This window comes from Microbacterium foliorum (assembly GCF_006385575.1).
GTDB classification, from domain to species: Bacteria; Actinomycetota; Actinomycetes; order Actinomycetales; family Microbacteriaceae; genus Microbacterium; species Microbacterium foliorum_B.
In genome coordinates this window covers 594682-611779 of record NZ_CP041040.1, presented here as the reverse complement: position 1 = coordinate 611779, position 17098 = coordinate 594682, and the positions used below count along the sequence as shown (strand labels likewise).

14 protein-coding genes are annotated in these 17098 nt (G+C 69.3%); 9 read left to right on the top strand and 5 right to left on the bottom strand.

Features of this window, described 5'->3' with window-relative positions; translation table 11 throughout:
- Positions 1–11 precede the first annotated feature (11 nt).
- Genes FIV50_RS03020 through FIV50_RS03005 form a run of 4 tightly spaced genes read left to right on the top strand, consistent with a single transcriptional unit; the run spans position 12 to position 4168 of the window.
- A complete protein-coding gene (locus FIV50_RS03020; RefSeq protein WP_219846246.1) occupies positions 12–1514 on the top strand; it encodes an extracellular solute-binding protein in 1503 nt (500 codons plus the stop codon).
- A 1-nt stretch (position 1515) separates the two neighbouring features.
- Entirely contained in the window at positions 1516–2775 is a 1260-nt protein-coding gene (locus FIV50_RS03015; protein ID WP_140036128.1) for a glycoside hydrolase family 28 protein, read from the top strand.
- Positions 2772–3233: a hypothetical protein gene (locus FIV50_RS03010; protein WP_140036127.1), complete on the top strand. Its 462-nt coding sequence runs from the start codon at positions 2772–2774 to the stop codon at positions 3231–3233. The genes FIV50_RS03015 and FIV50_RS03010 overlap by 4 nt, the downstream gene beginning before the upstream one ends.
- Positions 3230–4168, top strand: coding sequence for a carbohydrate ABC transporter permease (locus tag FIV50_RS03005; RefSeq protein WP_140036126.1), 939 nt, complete (start codon positions 3230–3232; stop codon positions 4166–4168). Before FIV50_RS03010 ends, FIV50_RS03005 begins: the two co-directional genes overlap by 4 nt.
- 51 nt (positions 4169–4219) lie before the next feature.
- Here FIV50_RS03005 and FIV50_RS03000 read toward each other — a convergent pair whose 3' ends face one another.
- From FIV50_RS03000 to FIV50_RS02985, 4 genes are read right to left on the bottom strand one after another with little or no spacing between them, the layout of a single operon-like run.
- On the bottom strand, positions 4220–5515 hold the full coding sequence (locus FIV50_RS03000; RefSeq protein WP_140036125.1) for a serine hydrolase domain-containing protein: 1296 nt from the start codon (positions 5513–5515) through the stop codon (positions 4220–4222).
- Positions 5512–6321, bottom strand: coding sequence for a PmoA family protein (locus tag FIV50_RS02995; RefSeq protein WP_140036124.1), 810 nt, complete (start codon positions 6319–6321; stop codon positions 5512–5514). The genes FIV50_RS03000 and FIV50_RS02995 overlap by 4 nt, the downstream gene beginning before the upstream one ends.
- Entirely contained in the window at positions 6318–7334 is a 1017-nt protein-coding gene (locus tag FIV50_RS02990) for a LacI family DNA-binding transcriptional regulator (RefSeq protein WP_140036123.1), read from the bottom strand. Before FIV50_RS02990 ends, FIV50_RS02995 begins: the two co-directional genes overlap by 4 nt.
- Before the next feature lie 2 nt (positions 7335–7336).
- On the bottom strand, positions 7337–8845 hold the full coding sequence (locus tag FIV50_RS02985) for a glycoside hydrolase family 43 protein (RefSeq protein ID WP_140036122.1): 1509 nt from the start codon (positions 8843–8845) through the stop codon (positions 7337–7339).
- A gap of 128 nt (positions 8846–8973) precedes the next feature.
- On the opposite strand from FIV50_RS02985, the gene FIV50_RS02980 reads away from it, so the two are divergent.
- From FIV50_RS02980 to FIV50_RS02960, 5 genes are read left to right on the top strand one after another with little or no spacing between them, the layout of a single operon-like run.
- Complete coding sequence (locus tag FIV50_RS02980) at positions 8974–10302, top strand: Gfo/Idh/MocA family protein (RefSeq protein WP_140036121.1); 1329 nt, start codon at positions 8974–8976, stop codon at positions 10300–10302.
- Entirely contained in the window at positions 10299–11228 is a 930-nt protein-coding gene (locus tag FIV50_RS02975) for an NAD-dependent epimerase/dehydratase family protein (RefSeq protein ID WP_140036120.1), read from the top strand. The genes FIV50_RS02980 and FIV50_RS02975 overlap by 4 nt, the downstream gene beginning before the upstream one ends.
- Positions 11229–11238: 10 nt before the next feature.
- Positions 11239–12138: a 5-dehydro-4-deoxyglucarate dehydratase gene (locus tag FIV50_RS02970; protein WP_140036119.1), complete on the top strand. Its 900-nt coding sequence runs from the start codon at positions 11239–11241 to the stop codon at positions 12136–12138.
- Positions 12135–13253, top strand: a complete 1119-nt coding sequence (locus FIV50_RS02965) for a mandelate racemase/muconate lactonizing enzyme family protein (RefSeq protein WP_258184387.1) — start codon at positions 12135–12137, stop codon at positions 13251–13253. Before FIV50_RS02970 ends, FIV50_RS02965 begins: the two co-directional genes overlap by 4 nt.
- Positions 13250–14692 (top strand): aldehyde dehydrogenase (NADP(+)), encoded by a 1443-nt coding sequence (locus FIV50_RS02960; protein WP_140036118.1) that lies wholly within the window; start codon positions 13250–13252, stop codon positions 14690–14692. The genes FIV50_RS02965 and FIV50_RS02960 overlap by 4 nt, the downstream gene beginning before the upstream one ends.
- A 97-nt stretch (positions 14693–14789) precedes the next feature.
- Here the strand turns inward: FIV50_RS02960 and FIV50_RS02955 are convergent, their stop codons facing one another.
- On the bottom strand, positions 14790–17078 hold the full coding sequence (locus FIV50_RS02955; RefSeq protein ID WP_140036117.1) for a glycoside hydrolase family 3 C-terminal domain-containing protein: 2289 nt from the start codon (positions 17076–17078) through the stop codon (positions 14790–14792).
- Between the last annotated feature and the right edge of the window lie 20 nt (positions 17079–17098).

Sequence of the window (17098 nt, the reverse complement as noted above, 5' to 3'; positions counted from 1 at the left end):
GGAATCACTCCATGCTCGGAATCGCCGTCGCTTCCGTCACCGTCGCAGCACTCGCGCTCACCGCGTGCGGCTCGTCGGGCGATACGACGGGAGACGGCGGCGATGTGAAGCCCGCCGAGAGCGTCACCTGGATGACGATGCTCCACACACCGACGACACCGGAAGCCGATGGTCCCATCCAGACCGCGCTCGAGGAGTACACCGGCACGGAGCTCAACTTCCAGTGGGTGCCGGATGCGTCCAAAGACGAGAAGATCAACGCCGCACTCGCGTCCGACTCCCTCGCCGACATCACCTCGATCACGAACACGTCCAACACGTCCGTGCGTCAGGCGCTTCGCTCCGGTCAGTTCTGGGACGTCGAGGAGTATCTGAAGGACTACCCCAACCTGTCGAAGATCGACGAGCAGACGATCGCCTCGGCCCGCATCGACGGCCAGCTGTACGGCGTGCCGTTCCAGAAGCCGATGGCCCGCTACGGAGTGCTGGTCCGCCAGGACTGGCTCGACAACCTCGGTCTCGAGACGCCGCACACCATCGAGGAGCTCAGTGAGGTGGCCGTGGCGTTCGCGACGCAGGATCCGGACGGGAACGGCCAGAACGACACCACCGGCTTCATCGACCGACTGGAGAGCTTCAAGCTCGGCTTCAAATCGTTGGCGGGCCACTTCGGCGCAGGCAACAACTGGGCGGTCACCGACGACGACGAGGTCGTCCCGACCTTCCAGACCGACGAGTTCAAGGAGGCGATGGAGTGGTATCGCGGCCTGTACGAGCAGGGCGCGGTGAACAGCGAGTTCGTGACCATGCAGAAGCAGAACCAGCAGGATGCGATCGCGCAGGGCAAGGGCGGCATCGTCGTGACAGGTCTGTTCGAGGCGAAGAACTACATGAACCTCGCGCTGAGCGCCGATCCCAACACCCCGATGGCCTGGGCCCTCATCAACGACATCACCTTCGAGGACGTACCGCGTCGCACCCTCTCGGACACCAACGGAGGCTTCGGCGGTTGGCTGGCGCTGTCGACCACGCAGGTGAAGGACGAGGCCGAGCTGAAGTCGGTCCTCGCGTTCATCGACAAGCTGCTCGATGAGGAGGCGTTCGCACTGATGACCAACGGCATCGAAGACGAGCACTACACGGTCGATGGCGATGGCGTCGTCACGATCGCCGATCAGGCCAAGTGGGAGCAGGAGGTGCAGCCCTACAACTCGTCGCGACCGTCCGACATCGTCACGACGTTCAAGAGCTCCGCTCCGTACGTCGACGAGGGCAACGAGAAGATCGCCGAGAACGCGGAGTTCGCCGTCGTCGACCCGACGCAGCCGCTGACCTCGGCGGCATTCGATCAGAGCTGGTCGACGATCCAGCAGGCAGCGAACGACGCGTACAACAAGTACATGGTCGGTCAGATCGACATGGACGGCTACGAGGCCGCGATCGACAAGCTCGGCGGACAGGGACTCGACACGATCATCGAGGAGTTCACCGCCTCGTACGCCGAGAGCAAGTGACATGACCGGAACGCAGGTGCAGAGCATCGAGAGCACTGTCGAGCGCACCACGCGCGCGCTTCAGGATGCCATCGACCGGGCGGCCGATGCCGGCGGCGGACGTGTGAGCGTCACCCCCGGTGTGCACGAGACCGGTGCTCTGCGCCTGCGTTCCCGCGTGGAGCTTCACCTCGAGGCGGGGGCCGTGCTGCGCTTCGTCGCCGATCCCGCCCTCTACCCGCCTGTCGCGGCTCGCTGGGAGGGCGCCGCGACGACCATCCATTCCCCGTGCATCTACGCCACGGATGCTGTCGACATCGCGATCACCGGCCGTGGGGAGATCGACGGCGGTGGCGCATGGTGGTGGGCGGCGTTCCGCGCCGGAGCCCTGGAGCACCCGCGTCCGACGCTGATCGGTCTGCACGGATGCTCGCGGGTCGAGATCTCCGGTGTGACGCTGCGCGACTCCCCCGCCTGGACCGTGCATCCGCTGCTCAGCGACGACGTGCGCATCACCGGCATCCGCATCATCAACCCGCCCGACTCCCCCAACACCGACGGCATCGACCCCGAGTCGTGCAGGAACGTGCGCATCAGCGACTGCCACATCGACGTCGGCGACGACTGCATCGCGATCAAGGCCGGCAGCGAGGGATCACCCGGTCGCGTGCCGTGCGAGAACATCGCGATCACGAACTGCACCATGATCCACGGGCACGGAGGCGTCGTGATCGGCAGCGAGATGTCCGGCGGCGTGCGCGGGGTCGTCATCTCGAACTGCGTCTTCCAGGGCACCGACCGTGGCATCCGCATCAAGTCGCGCCGCGGCCGCGGCGGCACCGTCGCCGACATACGCGTGTCCAACATCGTGATGGACCGGGTCATGTGCCCGCTCGTCATCAACCCCTTCTACTTCTGCGGACCCGACGGCAAGCTGCCGATCGTGTCCGATCGCACCCCGCAGCCGGTCGACGGGGGGACGCCGCGGTTCCGCGGCATCCACCTGTCGCACATCACCGCGACCAACGTGCAGTCCTGCGCCGCGTTCATCTCCGGCTTGCCCGAAGCACCGCTCGACGATGTCTCGCTCGACCACGTGAGCATCTCGTTCGCACCGGATGCCGAACCCGCTGTCCCGGCGATGGCCGATGGCGTCCCCGCGATGGCTGCTGCAGGGATCCAGGCCCAGTTCACGACCGGTCTCCGCATCTCGGCTCTCCGTCTCGACGGAGTGATCGGGCCCGACCTCGTCGCCGACGACTCCGTGGAGGTGACGAGGTGACCACCACGGCTGTGCGCGAGGCCGATGTCACGGCTCCCCCGTTCCGGCGCCGGGCCGAGCTCATCATCGCCGGCATCGGCATGGCCGCGTGCGCCGTGCTGCAGGGCGGCTTCGCCCTGGTGATCACCCGCAGCGACGACGCCACCCTCGAATCGACGATCGTCCCCGCCCTCCGGGCTGCGGGCCTCGACCTGGCCGACGCCGACGCGCATGTCGTGCTCAACACGATGGCCGCGTGGTTCGGGTTCTCGTTCATCATCGTCGCGCTGTGCACCGCGATCGGCTTCTTCTTCGCCCGACTGCGCCCGCGCCGCCGGGCGACCGGCCTGTTCTTCCTCGCCGCGGGACTCGCCTGCCTGTTCGGCACGCAGTTCGTGCTCTACCCGGTCGCCTTCTTCTTCCTCGTCTCCGCCGCACTGTTCGCGGTGCGCACCGCAACCCCCCGGAGTTCGTCATGACCAGCACCCTGCCCCGCGTCGACGACGCCACTGTCCCGATCCGCGTGCGCGAAGCCGCACGCAAGCGCCGCTCGGTCACGCCTGGCCGCCGCGTCTTCATGGTGGTCAACGCCGTGATCCTCATAGCATTCGCTCTCGCGTGCCTGCTGCCGTTCGTGAACGTGCTCGCCAGTTCGCTGGCGACGCCGGGCGAGCTGGCGACTCGGCCGTTCATCCTCTGGCCCGAGACCTTCAGTCTCGACGCGTACCGCTACATCCTCTCGACACCGACCATCTTCCGAGCCCTGGGTGTGTCCGCCATCGTCACGATCGGCGGCACATTCATCAGCCTGATCCTCACGGCGTTCATGGCCTATGCGCTGTCGAAGAAGCACCTGAAGGGCCGCCGGGTGATCAACTTCCTGGTGCTGTTCACGATGCTGTTCTCGGGTGGCATGATTCCGACCTTCATCGTGGTGAAGAACCTCGGCCTGATCGACTCGCTGTGGTCGCTGATCATCCCGGTGGCGATCAACGCCTTCAACTTCGTGATCATGCGCAGCTTCTTCCAGGGCATCCCGGAGAGCCTCGAGGAGGCCGCGCGAATCGACGGTTGCAGCGAGCTCGGCGTCTTCTGGCGCATCGTGCTGCCGCTCTCGCTGGCCTCGATCGCGACCATCGGGCTGTTCTACGCCGTCTACTACTGGAACACCTACCAGAGCGCCATCCTCTACATCAACAGCTCCGAGCTGTGGCCGATGCAGGTGCTGCTCCGCCAGATCGTGATCGTGGCCAGCGGCCTGAATGCCGACGGTGCGGCGGTCGACGTGGTGCCGCCCGCGCAGTCGATACGGATGGCCGTGATCTTCGTCGCCACCCTGCCGATGCTGATCGTCTACCCGTTCGTGCAGCGCTACTTCGTCAAGGGTGCGCTGATCGGCTCGGTCAAGGGCTGAGCGCCCGATCGTCGAGAGGCACGCTCCCAGCAGGGACCGAGCCTCACGGCATCAGGGGGCCAGGTAGCTGCCTCGCCAGGTCCATTCGGATCCGATCGCGGGGCCGAAGCCCTGCGACATGACGGTGAGGATGCCGTCATCTGTCACGACCAGGCGCAGCCGCACCGATGCGATGTCGGCGGCGGCCGCGCTCACCCGCAGGTCGAGCACGCCCGGCGCTGACCAGCCCGCGGTGACGACCGCGTCGCCGATCGGCAGCGTGGTCACGGTCGGGCGCGCGGTGTCGAACCGCAGAGCGTACCCGGCGACATCGAGCTCGCCGCCGTCGGAGTCGAGCTCGACGGTGAGCCGTGGCGGGGCTCCTTCGCCGGAGACCAGTGTGCAGGCGCCGCGCAGAGGCCGCGCCGACACCGGGTCGTGCGGCGGTGTCGGCGGGCGCAGCATCACGTCGCCTCCGAACTCGCATCCGAGCACCGACACCAGGAGGTCCACGAGCCGCTGGTCGCCGCTGGCCAGCGTGGTCGTGTCCGCGGTGACCACCGCGGCGAGCCGCCGCGACGGGTCTCCGTACACCAGCTGACCCCCCAGACCGAACATCAGCCAGCCCCCTTCGCCGGGCAACCAGATCTGCCGTCCGTACCCGTGGCGCAGGGCCGCGCCCCAGGTCTGCGTCGCCGGGTTGCTGCGGTGCTCGATCAGCCGGTCTCGGACGGATGTCGGCAGCACCCCGATCGTGCCGTTCACCGCCTCCGCGACTCGCAGCATGTCGCCCGGCGCGGCGATCAGCCCCGATCCGCCGTGGCTGATCCCTTCGGGCCCGGTGAGGAACGTCATGGTGCGTCCCACGCCCAACGGCTCGAGCAGCCGGGGCCGCAGGTAGTCGAGCATCGGCATTCCCGACAGCCGTTCCACCAGCGCGCTGAGCACGTAGCTCGCACTGGTGTCGTAGGTGAACAGCGTGCCGGGGCGATGGGTCGGCGGCACCCGGAAGTACGATTCCAGCCATCCGTCGCCATCGGCGTCGTAGGTGGTGCGACTGTGCGGTCCGGTCATCGCGAGCATGTCGTCGATGCGCGTGGCGGCGAGCCACGGATGCACTGCCCCCATCTCCGGGAAGTGGCCGGCGATCGGGTCGGCGAGGCCCAGCCGCCCCTCCTCCGCGAGCAGCAGGACCGCGATAGCCGTGACCGACTTCGACACCGAGTACATCCGATGCGGCACGTCGTGCCCCCACGGCGAGACTCCTGCTCGGACGAGGTCGTCTCCGTCGACACTGACCGCCAACGAGTGGATGGCGATGTCGGCGGCATGCGCCCGCTCGAGCAGCCGCTGCAGTCCGCCGGTCATGGCCTCAGACGATCCAGCCGTCGCGCGACGGCCGCCGGGTCGACAGGCGGGCGCTCGAGGACAGCGACGCGGAGGTCGAGGTGCAGGTCTTCACCGGCGGCCAGGGTGCGGCGCCCGGTCACGGCGACCCCGGGGCCGAAGCCGACGTAGCCGTCCGCGCGGACGAACCAGGGCATGTCGCTGTTCGAGGTGGTCGCGACGAGCGAGATGCCCGGGCCGTCGACGGCGAGCCACGGCGAGAGCGAGCCGTGCGCGGCATCCGCACCCTCACCGTCCGCGCAGCGCACCCGACCGGTGAGGAACGAGGCCCGCCAGAAGATTCCGCCGTAGAAGGCGCCGTCGCGGCCGTTGGTCTGCGGGCTGCCGACGCTGACTGCACCATGGGCCGCGGTCAGCACGGTGCTCCAGAGCACGTCGATCCCATCACTGCCAGCGCGAGCGACGATGGTTCGCCGCTCGTCCAGCAACGGAGTCTCGTCGGGGGCGACCCAGACCAGCTCCTGGGTGACGCTCCCCTGGCCGACATCGCGCGAACGCTCCACCTGACGGCCGTGATTCGCGAGCATCCGCGAGCCCTCGCCGCGCACGAAGGTGCGTCCACCCCAGAACGTCGTGCCGTTCACGTCGGGGATCGCCACGCTCATGCCGAGGTGATGCCGGTGGTCATCGGGGCCGACGGCGGTCGCGGCGACGCCGCCCGTCGTCGCGGCGGTCAGATATGGGCGCGGAGACAGCAGCGGGTCGACATCGATGCCGTCGTGATAGCGGATGCCGCCGGACTGCGTCACGAGCAGATCGGCGCTCACGCGATCTCCCTGGTGCTGGCCCTCGCCGCCAGCTCGGGCGAGAACATGATCGGCTCACGGATCGGGTCTTCGGTCATCTCGGCGCGCAGCACCTCCCAGATGCGCGCGCCGATCTCCGCCAACCGTGAGGTCATCGTGGTGAGAGACGGAGAGGAGAAGCGCGAGAAGGGGATGTCATCGAACCCGGCGACCGAGATCTCCCCCGGCACCGATACCCCCTCTTCCGAGAGACGGCCGAGGAGCCCGAGAGCCACCACGTCGTTGTATGCGATCACTGCCGTGGCTTCGGTCGCTCGCAGCGCCGGCCAGACCTCGTAGCCGTCTTCGAAGGAGTGACCGCACGGCACATCGATGATCTCGACGTCGGACTCCGCAGTCCGCAGCTCCTCGAGTCCGCGCTCGCGTTCCCAGTTCGCCCGCGCGTAGGCGGGGCCGGCGAGGAAGGCGATGCGGCGGTGACCGAGCTGCATCAGGTGACGCGCGAGCAGGAGTATCCCCTCGTGGTAGTCGATGAGCACCGATCCGGCGTTCTTGCCGGTCGTGCGGTTGAACACGGCGACCGGCGCCACGCGCGGCAGCAGCTGCAACAGACTCTCCCTCGGCATCCGAGGTGCGAAGAGCGCGACGGCATCGGTGCGGTCGCGAAGGTCCCTGGCGAGCTCGGCCTCGGCGTCCGCATCTTCGAAGGCATCCGTGACGATCACGTGATAACCGTCCTTCGACGCCGCGCGGTTGAAGCCGTGCAGCACCTGGTGGAACATCGGGTTTCCCAGGTCGGGCAGCAGCACCCCGACCGTGCGGCTCGAGCCGAGCGACAACGATCTGGCGGTCTGGCTCGGTGTGTATCCGAGTTCGTCGATGACCGCGCGGACCCGCTGTGCGATCTCCTCGTTGACGGTGCTCACGCCGTTGGCGACGCGCGAGACGGTCGCCTTCGAGACCCCGGCCACACGTGCGATGTCGTTGATCGTCGTCTCGCGAGTGGGGGCGCTGCGTGCTCGTCTGGTGGTCATGGTCAGCTTTCCTGCGCGTCGATCGTGAAGTCCTCGAAGCGTCCGATCGCCTCGGGCGCGCCGAACGGAGCCGCCGCGAACAGCGACAGCGACGCGCCGACCCAGTGCCCCTCGACTGCGGTGAACTGTGGATCGACCGGGGTCGTGCCGAGCGTGAAGCGCACGCGGGCGTCGGCATCCACGGCGATGCCCACCCGGATGCGAGCGTCGTCGAGCGGAATCGTCGTGACCACGCGCTCCGCCTGGTCGTCACGGGTGCGCACCGCGACGACGGCCTCGATGCCGGCATCCGCCCGTCGGACACCCGCCCAGGCATAGTCCCTGCCGAGCACGGCGATCCCCGCGCGCTCCCCCGCGCCCGAGGTCTGCAGCGAGACCTCGACGTGAGCGACGCACGGCTGACCCGAAAGGTTCTGCGAGAGCACCCGTGGCAGAGTGCGCACGTTGCCGCCGTCGGGGCTGCTGCGCAATCCCAGCCCCGGCCCCTCGCCGATCACCGCCTGCCGATCGACTCTCGCCTCCCACTGCCAGTGACTGCTCGGCCGCCCGTCGACGAAATCGTCGGATCGCACGAGAGTGCGTGATCCCTGCGCCGTGCCGAACGGGGTCGAATGCCGCAGCACCGGCTGCGCGTCGCCCCCGCTCACCGCCTCACCCATCACCGGCCATCCGTCGGCGCCCCACGCCATCGGCTGCAGGTGCAGCACCCGGCCGTAGACCCCCCGGTCTTGGAAGTGCAGGAACCAGTCGCCACCATGACCGTCGTCGACCCACGCGCCCTGGTGCGGGCCGTTCACCGGCGTCTCCCCCTGCGTGAGGGTGATGCGGTGATCGTACGGACCGAACGGCGTCGGCGCACGGAACACTGTCTGCCAGCCGGTGGCGACTCCGCCAGCCGGGGCGAAGATCCAGTACTCCCCGTCGCGCTTGTAGAACTTGGGCCCCTCGAGAGTGGAGAACCCCTCGAGCAGGTCGCCGTCGATGACATCGACAGCAGAACCGATCGGGTTCCTCAGCTCGGCATCGACCGCGATCACGGTGACGATGTTCTTGCGTCCGGCCCGAGAGCGCGCCCAGCCGTGCACGAGATATGTGCGGCCGTCGTCATCCCACAGGGGGCATGGGTCGATGATTCCGAGCCCCGGGAGCAACAGGTGCGGCTCTGACCATGGCCCGGCAGGGTCTGCCGCGGTGACCACGAACACCCCCTGATCAGGGTCGGGGTAGACGACGTGGAAGAGTCCGTCCTGGTGCCGGATCGACGGCGCCCACACGCCCCCGCCGTGCCGGGGCTGCGTGAACCACTCCTCCGGCACCGAGCCGTCGAGCGCGTAGCCGATGCGCTCCCAGCTCACCAGATCGTCCGATGCGAAGATCGGCAGACCCGGGGCACGGTGAAAGCTCGATGCCACGAGGTAGAAGCGATCTCCGACGCGGATGGCGTCAGGGTCGGGAACATCGGCATCGATGATCGGGTTGAGGTAGGAGCTCACGTCGTCGATGAGTTTCATCCTGCTCAACGTAGTCGGGAAACCGGTTCCTGTCCACGTCCGACATGGGCCGATCCACGAAGACGAGCTTCCGGAGAGGCGGGATTCCTGTTACGGTGAGAAAACGTTTCCTGAGATTCGGAGTATCGATGTCCCGTCTGCGTTATGCCCTCGCCGGTGCCGGAGTCCGTGCACAGATGTACGTCGAGGCGATCACCGGAGCCCACCAGGATCGCGCCGAACTGGTCGCGATCATCGAACCGAATCCCGTGCGCGCGGCCTACCACTCGGCACGCGCCGTCGAGGCAGGCGCCCCCGCACCTCGCCTCGCGACCCCCGACGAGCTCGAGCAGGTCATCCGTGACGAGCGCGTCGACCGGGTCATCATCTGCTCCCGCGACGACCTGCATGCCGAGCTGATCGTCCGATCGCTCGAGGCCGGTGCCGATGTCGTGGTCGAGAAGCCGCTGACGATCGATGCGGCGAGCGCCGCCCGCATCGAAGACGCCGTCGAGCGCACCGGCCGCCAGGTCGTGCTGACGTTCAACTACCGCTACTCCCCCCGCAACAGCGCGCTGCGTCAGGTGATCCAGGACGGCACGATCGGGCAGGTCACTTCGGTGGACTTCTCGTGGATGCTCGACACGAACCACGGCGCCGACTACTTCCGTCGCTGGCACCGCGAGAAGAAGAACTCGGGCGGACTGCTCGTGCACAAGTCGAGCCACCACTTCGATCTGGTCAACTGGTGGATCCGCTCGCAGCCGACCCGCGTCTTCGCATCGGGCGGACTGCGCTTCTACGGGGCGGACAACGCCGCGAGCCGCGGCCTCGGCGAGCGACCGGCGCGCGGCACGCACGACGACGGCGACCTGTTCGAACTCGACCTCCGCACCGACGAGCGCCTCACCGCGCTCTACCTCGACGCCGAGCAGCATGACGGGTATCAGCGCGACCTCGACGTGTTCAGCGAGGGCATCACGATCGAAGACAACCTCGCTCTCGTGGTCGACTACGCGTCGGGCGCGACGATGTCGTACTCGCTCAACGCGCACTCGCCGTGGGAGGGCTACCGCGTCGCGGTCAACGGCACGCTCGGCCGGGTCGAGCTCGAGGTCGTCGAACGCGGTGCCGTGCTGGCCGGTGAGGGACTGCACCCGCACATCGACCCCAGCCTCTCGGGAGGCGACGGCGCCACCGCACTGCGCCCCGAGGGCGAACGGCTGATCGTGCAGCGCCACTGGGAGGCCGCATACGAGGTGCCGATCGAGGGCGGCGACGGCGGGCACGGCGGCGGCGACGCGCTGCTGCTGTCCGACGTGTTCGAAGGCCCGGGCGATGATCCGCTCGCGCGCCCCGCCGACTGGACCGACGGCATCCGATCCATCGCGGTCGGCATCGCGGGCAACCGCTCGCTCGAGACCGGGCTCCCCGTGAAGGTCGACGAGCTCGGCATCGCCCTGCTCGCACGCCGATGAGGATCGTCGTCACCGGCGGGTCCGGACGCCTCGGTCGCACGCTCGTGACCGGACTCGCGGATGCCGGGCACGAGCTCGTCTCGGTCGATCGCGAGCCCACCGCACACCTCGACCGTGCGGGGATCACGCAGTTCTCCCTCGATCTCACCGATGCCGAAGCGACGGCGTCGGCGCTCACGGGTACGAAGGCCGATGCGCTGATCCATCTCGCGGCGATCGCCGTGCCCTTCAGTGCGCCCGAAGATGTGATCCTGCGCACGAACGCCGCACTCGCGCAGTCGGTGCTCGGCGGAGCTGTGCGTGCAGGCATCCACCGCATCGTCGCGGCGTCGAGCCCGACGGTGATCGGCTACGGCGCACCGCGCGGCTGGACCCCCGAGCGCCTCCCCCTCGACGAGGCGTCACCCACCGAACCCTGGAACGCCTACGCCCTGTCGAAGCTCTTGATCGAGCAGACGATCGACATGCTGAGGCGCCAGACGGGCGACGACGTGCGCTTCGCGTCCTTCCGCCCCTGCTACGTGATCGCCCCCGAGGAATGGGCCGGCGCACCCACCCAGCAGGGACACACCGTGCTCGAGCGCCTCGACGACCCCGCACTGTCGGCTCCGGCGCTCTTCAACTACGTCGATGCCCGCGACGTCGCGGCCTTCGCCGACGCCCTGCTCGTCGCCCTCGACGACATCCCGAACGGCGAGCGGTTCTTCGTCGGCGCCGACGACGCGCTCGCCCGCCGCCCCCTGAGCGAGCTGCTGCCGCAGTTCCACCCCGGCACCGAGCGGGCGGCGACCGAGCTCACGGACGATGCGCCCGCGTTCTCGTCCGCCAAAGCCGCCCGGCTGCTCGGCTGGCGACCCACCCGCGCCTGGCGCACCGAACTCGCCGCCGCATCCGCCGCCGCAACCGCCGCTGCGTCCATCTCCTGAAAGGCTCGACATGGACTTCGATGGAATCCTGTTCTTCCCGGTGACCCCGTTCACCGCCGACGGCACGATCGACCACACCCTGCTCGCGACACACGTCTCCACCGGCGTCGAGGCCGGCGCGGGCGGGGTCTTCCCCGCCTGCGGCACCGGAGAGTTCCATGCGCTGTCAGCGAGCGAGGCCGCAGCGGTCACCCGCACCGCGGTCGCCGCAGTCGCCGGTCGAGTGCCGGTGATCGCCGGAGCCGGCGGCCCGCTCGGGCACGCGATCGAGGTGGCGCGGGCAGCGGCGGATGCTTGCGCCGACGGACTGCTCGTGCTGCCCCCGTATCTCGTCGGCGGCACGCAGGCGGGCCTCGCGGCATACGTCGAGCAGATCGCCGAGGCCGCCGGTCTGCCGGTGATCGTCTACCACCGCGGCAGCGCGCAGTACTCCGTCGAGACCGTCCGTCGTCTCGTCGCGAATCCGCGAGTAGTCGGCTTCAAGGACGGCACCGGCGACATCGGCACGATGCAGCTGATCGTGCGCGCGGTCGCCGAAGAGGGACGCGAGGACTTCGCCTTCTTCAACGGGCTGCTGACCGCCGAACTCACCCAGGGCGCCTACCGCGGCATCGGCGTTCCCCTCTACTCGTCGGCGGCCTTCGCCATGGCACCCGACATCGCCAACGCCTACTACCGCGCCTACGCCGACGGCGATGAGGCACGCCGTCTGGCACTGCTCGACGGCTTCTATCGCCCCTTCGTCGAGCTGCGCGACGAGACACCCGGCTTCGGCGTCTCCCTCATCAAGGCGGGGCTGCGACTCTCCGGCCTCGCTGTCGGATCCGTCCGCGCCCCGCTCGTCGACCCGACGTCGGCGCAGGAGGCGCACCTCGCCGAGATCCTCGCGGCAGGACGCGCGCTGCTGTGACCACGATCCGGAGTCTGACGACGCGTCTGCAGCGGGTGCCGCTGACGCGTCCGTGGGCTGCCGACGTGACCTCCGTCGGCGTGATCGCAACCCATGTCGTGCGCTCCGACGGAGCCGAGGGATGGGGGTTCTCCTGGAGCCCGCAGATCGGCGCACCCGCGGTGCATGCCCTGCTCGAGCACGACATCGCCCTCGCCGCCGTGGGTCGCTCCGCCGTTCCCGGCGAGGTCTGGCAGGGCCTGTGGGAGCACCTGCACGAAGCGGGTGGCGGTGGCATCACGACGATCGCGCTGGCAGGACTCGACCTCGCCCTGTGGGATGCCGAGGCACGCGCGTCCGCCACCTCGGTGTCGCGCCTGATCGGCCGCCGCCGCGAGCGCGTGCGCGCCTACGGCTCGGGCGTGAATCTGCACTACTCGCTCGATGAGCTGCTCGCCCAGGTGCAGCGCTGGATCGACGCGGGGTTCGACGCCGTGAAGATCAAGGTGGGCAAGCCCGATCTCACGGACGACGTCGAGCGCGTATCCGCTGTGCGCGAGCTGCTCGGGCCCGAACGCGGTCTGATGATCGACGCCAACCAACGCTGGGATCTCGACCGCGCCACGACATCGGTCGACGCACTCTCGCGCTTCGACCTCGCCTGGATAGAGGAGCCGCTGCGGGCCGACGACCTCGCCGGACACACCGAGCTCGCCCGTCGCATCGACGTGCCGATAGCGGTCGGCGAGAACCTGCACACCGCGCATCGGTTCGAGGACTTCCTCCGCGCAGGCGCCGCGCAGATCGTGCAGCCCAACATCGTGCGCGTCGGCGGAATCACCCCCTTCCTCCGCATCGCCGAGCTCGCCGCCGCACACGGCGCGCCCCTGCATCCTCACCTGCTGCCCGAACTCTCCGGACAGCTCTCCCTGACGCTGCCCGATACCGTGTCCGAACCTCTGGTCGAGGATGTGGAGGATGCCGGATTCGGCGCGCTCGGCGCTCTGGCCGATCCCTCGCCCGTGACCGTTGCCGACGGCTTCCTCACCGAGAACGAGCACCAGGGTCTCGGCATCCGCTTCTCCCCCGTTCTCGGGGCCGCCTCCTCCCTCCCCGCTGGAAAGGATCACTCGTGACCACCTCCCCCGAAGATCTCGACGCGATCGTCCGCGCCGCCGCCGCCGCGGCCCCGGTCTGGCGTCGCTCCTCCTCCTCAGACCGTGCGGGCTGGCTGCGCGCCGCGGCCGATGTGCTCGACTCCCACGTCGGCGAGCTCGTCGCGATCGCCGATGAGGAGACGAGGCTGGGCGCGGCCCGCCTCACGGGCGAGGTCGCCCGCACCAGCGGCCAGCTGCGGCTCTTCGCGACGGTCGTCGAAGAGGGGTCGTACCTCGAACTCACGATCGACGACGCCGATGCGACGGCCGCTCCCCCTCGCCCCGAGCTGCGACGCATGCTCACCGCCCTCGGCCCCGTCGCCGTCTTCTCGGCCTCGAACTTCCCGTTCGCGTTCTCGGTCGCCGGCGGCGACACGGCGTCGGCGCTGGCCGCCGGCAACCCCGTCGTCGTGAAGGCGCATTCGGGGCACCCTCGTCTGTCGATCCGCACCGCCGAGCTGGTCGCCGCGGCGCTCGAGGAGGCGGGCGCCCCCGCAGGATCCCTCGCGCTCGTCACGGGCAGAGAAGCGGGCAACGCGCTCGTGCAGCATCCGCTCATCCGCGCCGCCGGATTCACCGGGTCGGTGTCGGGCGGCCGTGCGCTCTTCGATCTCGCCTCCGGGCGCCCCGACCCGATTCCGTTCTACGGTGAACTCGGCAGCATCAACCCGGTCGTGATCACCGCAGCCGCTGCCGCCGCTCGCACCGAATCGCTCGCCCAGGGGCTGGTCGGATCCTTCACCCTCGGCGTCGGGCAGTTCTGCACCAAACCGGGCGTCGTGTTCGTGCCCGGCGGCACCGGCTTCGAAGATGCCGTGGCCGCCGCGGTGCCCTCGGCATCGGGAGGACCGCTGCTCACCGATCGCATCACCGAGGCCTTCCCGTCGGGTCTCGCCCACCTCGAGAACGACCCGTCCGTCTCGGTCATCGCCCAGGGCGTCGAGGTCGACGGCGTGCGACCGGTCGCGCTGGTCACGGATGCCCGCGCGGTCGCCCAGCGCCCCGAAGTGCTCCTCGAGGAGTGCTTCGGACCCGTGACGCTCATCGTCAGGTACGACTCGGAGTCCGATCTGCACGCGGCGCTCGAGACCGTGCCCGGCAGCCTCACCGCGACCCTGCATGCCGAGCCCGGCGAGGATCCGACCGAGACACTCGAGCTGCTGCAGGAACGCGCCGGGCGAGTGCTCTTCGGCGGGTGGCCGACGGGCGTCGCTGTGACGTGGTCGCAGCAGCATGGCGGCCCATGGCCGGCGACGACCTCGCTGCACACCTCGGTCGGCGCGTCCGCGATCCGTCGCTTCCTGCGCCCGTTGACGTTCCAGGACGCCCCGGAGTCCCTGCTGCCGGAGGTCCTCCGCGATGCGGCGCTCGCGGGCCTGCCCCACCGGCGCAACGGCGGGCTCGTGCTTCCGGCCTGAGAGCCTGCAGCACGCGGCACGATCGAATCGCCGCAGACGAAGCGCCCTCCCCGTCGCACGACGGAGAGGGCGCTTCCGGCGTTCAGACGGCCTGCGATCAGGCCTGCGTCAGCACTCCCGCGTTCGCGCCCTCCAGCAGCTGCTCGACCTGCTCGTGCGTGACGTCGACCCCGGGGAAGCCGATCAGCCGACCGATCGGGAATGACGCCATCATCTTCTGCATCGCCTCGTCGTTCGGCATCATCGAGGCGGCCGACGAGTCGGCCCCGCTCAGCTCTCCCAGGAATCCGCCGAGGGCACCCATGACGATCGGGCCCGCCACGGGGTGGGCGAGGACATCGCCGATCGAGGAGTTCATGGTGAGAGGCAGCGAGACGACGTCTCCCTCGACCTGAACCGTCGCGGAAGAGCGGATGTCGCGGCTCGATGCGGCGACCTCGACCGTGTACTCGCCGCTCTCGACGATCCAGCGGTCGACGCGCACGTCCCAGTAGGCGAGGTCCTCACGGCGGACGACGAGCTCGACGGTGCGGGTCTCGCCGGCAGCGAGAGCAACCGAGGCGAAGGCCTTGAGCTCACGAGGTGCGCGCTGCACGACGGAGACGACCGGGGCCGCGTACACCTGCACGATCTCGCGGCCGTCGCGGGCTCCGGTGTTGGTCACATCGACCCGCACGACGATGTCGCCGTTCGCGCGCGCCTCGACCGCGGCCTCGCCGTACGCGAACGTCGTGTACGAGAGACCGTGCCCGAAGGGGAAGGTGACGTCGAGACCCTTCGCGTCGTACCAGCGGTACCCGACCAGCACGCCCTCGCCGTAGCGGACGTGACCGAACTCGCCGGGGAAGCTGCCGAACGAGGGGTTGTCCTCCAGCCGCACCGGCACCGTCTCGGTGAGTTTGCCCGACGGGTTGACCGCGCCGTAGAGCACGTCGGCGACCGCGCCGCCGCCGGCCTGCCCGAGCAGCCAGGTCTCGACGATCGCCGGCACTCGGTCGGCGAACGGCAGCGCGACGACGCCGCCGTTCGAGAGCACGACCACCGTGGCGGGGTTCGCCGCGATCACGGCATCGAGAACCGCCAGCTGAGCGGCCGGCAGATCGATGTGCTCGCGGTCGAAGCCCTCGGACTCCTCGGCGGCAGGGAGGCCGAGGAACACGACGGCGACCTCGGCTGCGGACGCCGCGGCGACGGCCTCGGCGCGCAGGTCGTCGGCAGAGCGACCGGATGCTGCGATGTCGCCACCCTCGACCGCGAAGCCGGCCGCGTAGATGACGTTGTCTCCTCCGACGGCACGCAGCTCGTCCAGCGCCCTGTCAACGCGGGTGGGGTTGATCAGCGAGGATCCGGCCCCCTGGAAGCGCGGCTCGGTCGCGAAGGCTCCGATCACGGCGATCCGCTGCTCGGCGGCGAGCGGCAGCACGTCGCCGTCGTTCTTCAGCAGCACGATCGAGCGTCCGGCCGCTTCTCTCGCGAGTGCATGGTGCGCATCGACGTCGAGGGGGCCTGCGAGGGCCGGGCGCTGCTGAGCCTTGCGCACGAGGTCGATCGCGCGGTCGGCCGCGGTGTCGAGCACGGTCTCGTCGAGCTCTCCCGCGTGCACGGCGGCCACGAGCTGAGCATCCGTCCGCCCGCCCGACGACGGCATCTCCAGGTCGAGACCGGCGGCGACGCCCGCCACGCGGTCGTTCACCGCACCCCAGTCCGACACGACCAGACCGTCGAAGCCCCAGTCGTCGCGCAGCACCTGCGTGAGCAGCCACGGGTCCTCCGAGGTGTAGACCCCGTTGATGCGGTTGTACGAGCACATGACGGTCCACGGCTCGGCGTCCTTGACGACGCGCTCGAAGCCGCGCAGGTAGATCTCGTGCAGCGGACGCGGGTCGACGTCGGAGCTCGCGCGCATGCGGTCGAACTCCTGGTTGTTGGCGGCGAAGTGCTTGAGCGAGGTCCCGACGCCCTGCGACTGCACGCCGCGCACCGAGGCAGCGCCGAGCACGCCCGAGACGATCGGGTCTTCGGAGAAGTACTCGAAGTTGCGCCCGCACAGCGGCGACCGCTTGATGTTGATGCCGGGGCCCAGCACGATCGCGACGTCTTCGATGGCCGCCTCGACGCCGATGGCCGCGCCGACCCGCTCGATGATCTCCGGGTCGAAAGACGATCCGATGCCGACAGCCGGCGGGAAGCAGGTCGCCGGCACGCTGCTCGAGAGACCGAGGTGATCGGTGCCGCCTGCCTGCTTGCGCAGGCCGTGCGGGCCGTCGGTCATCATGATCGACGGTAGGCCGACGCGATCGATGGCTTTCGTCGTCCAGAAGTCGGCACCGCTGGTGAGCGATGCCTTCTCCTCGAGCGTGAGATCGGATGCCGATGTATCGGTCATGGTGTTCCTTTCGCGGCGAC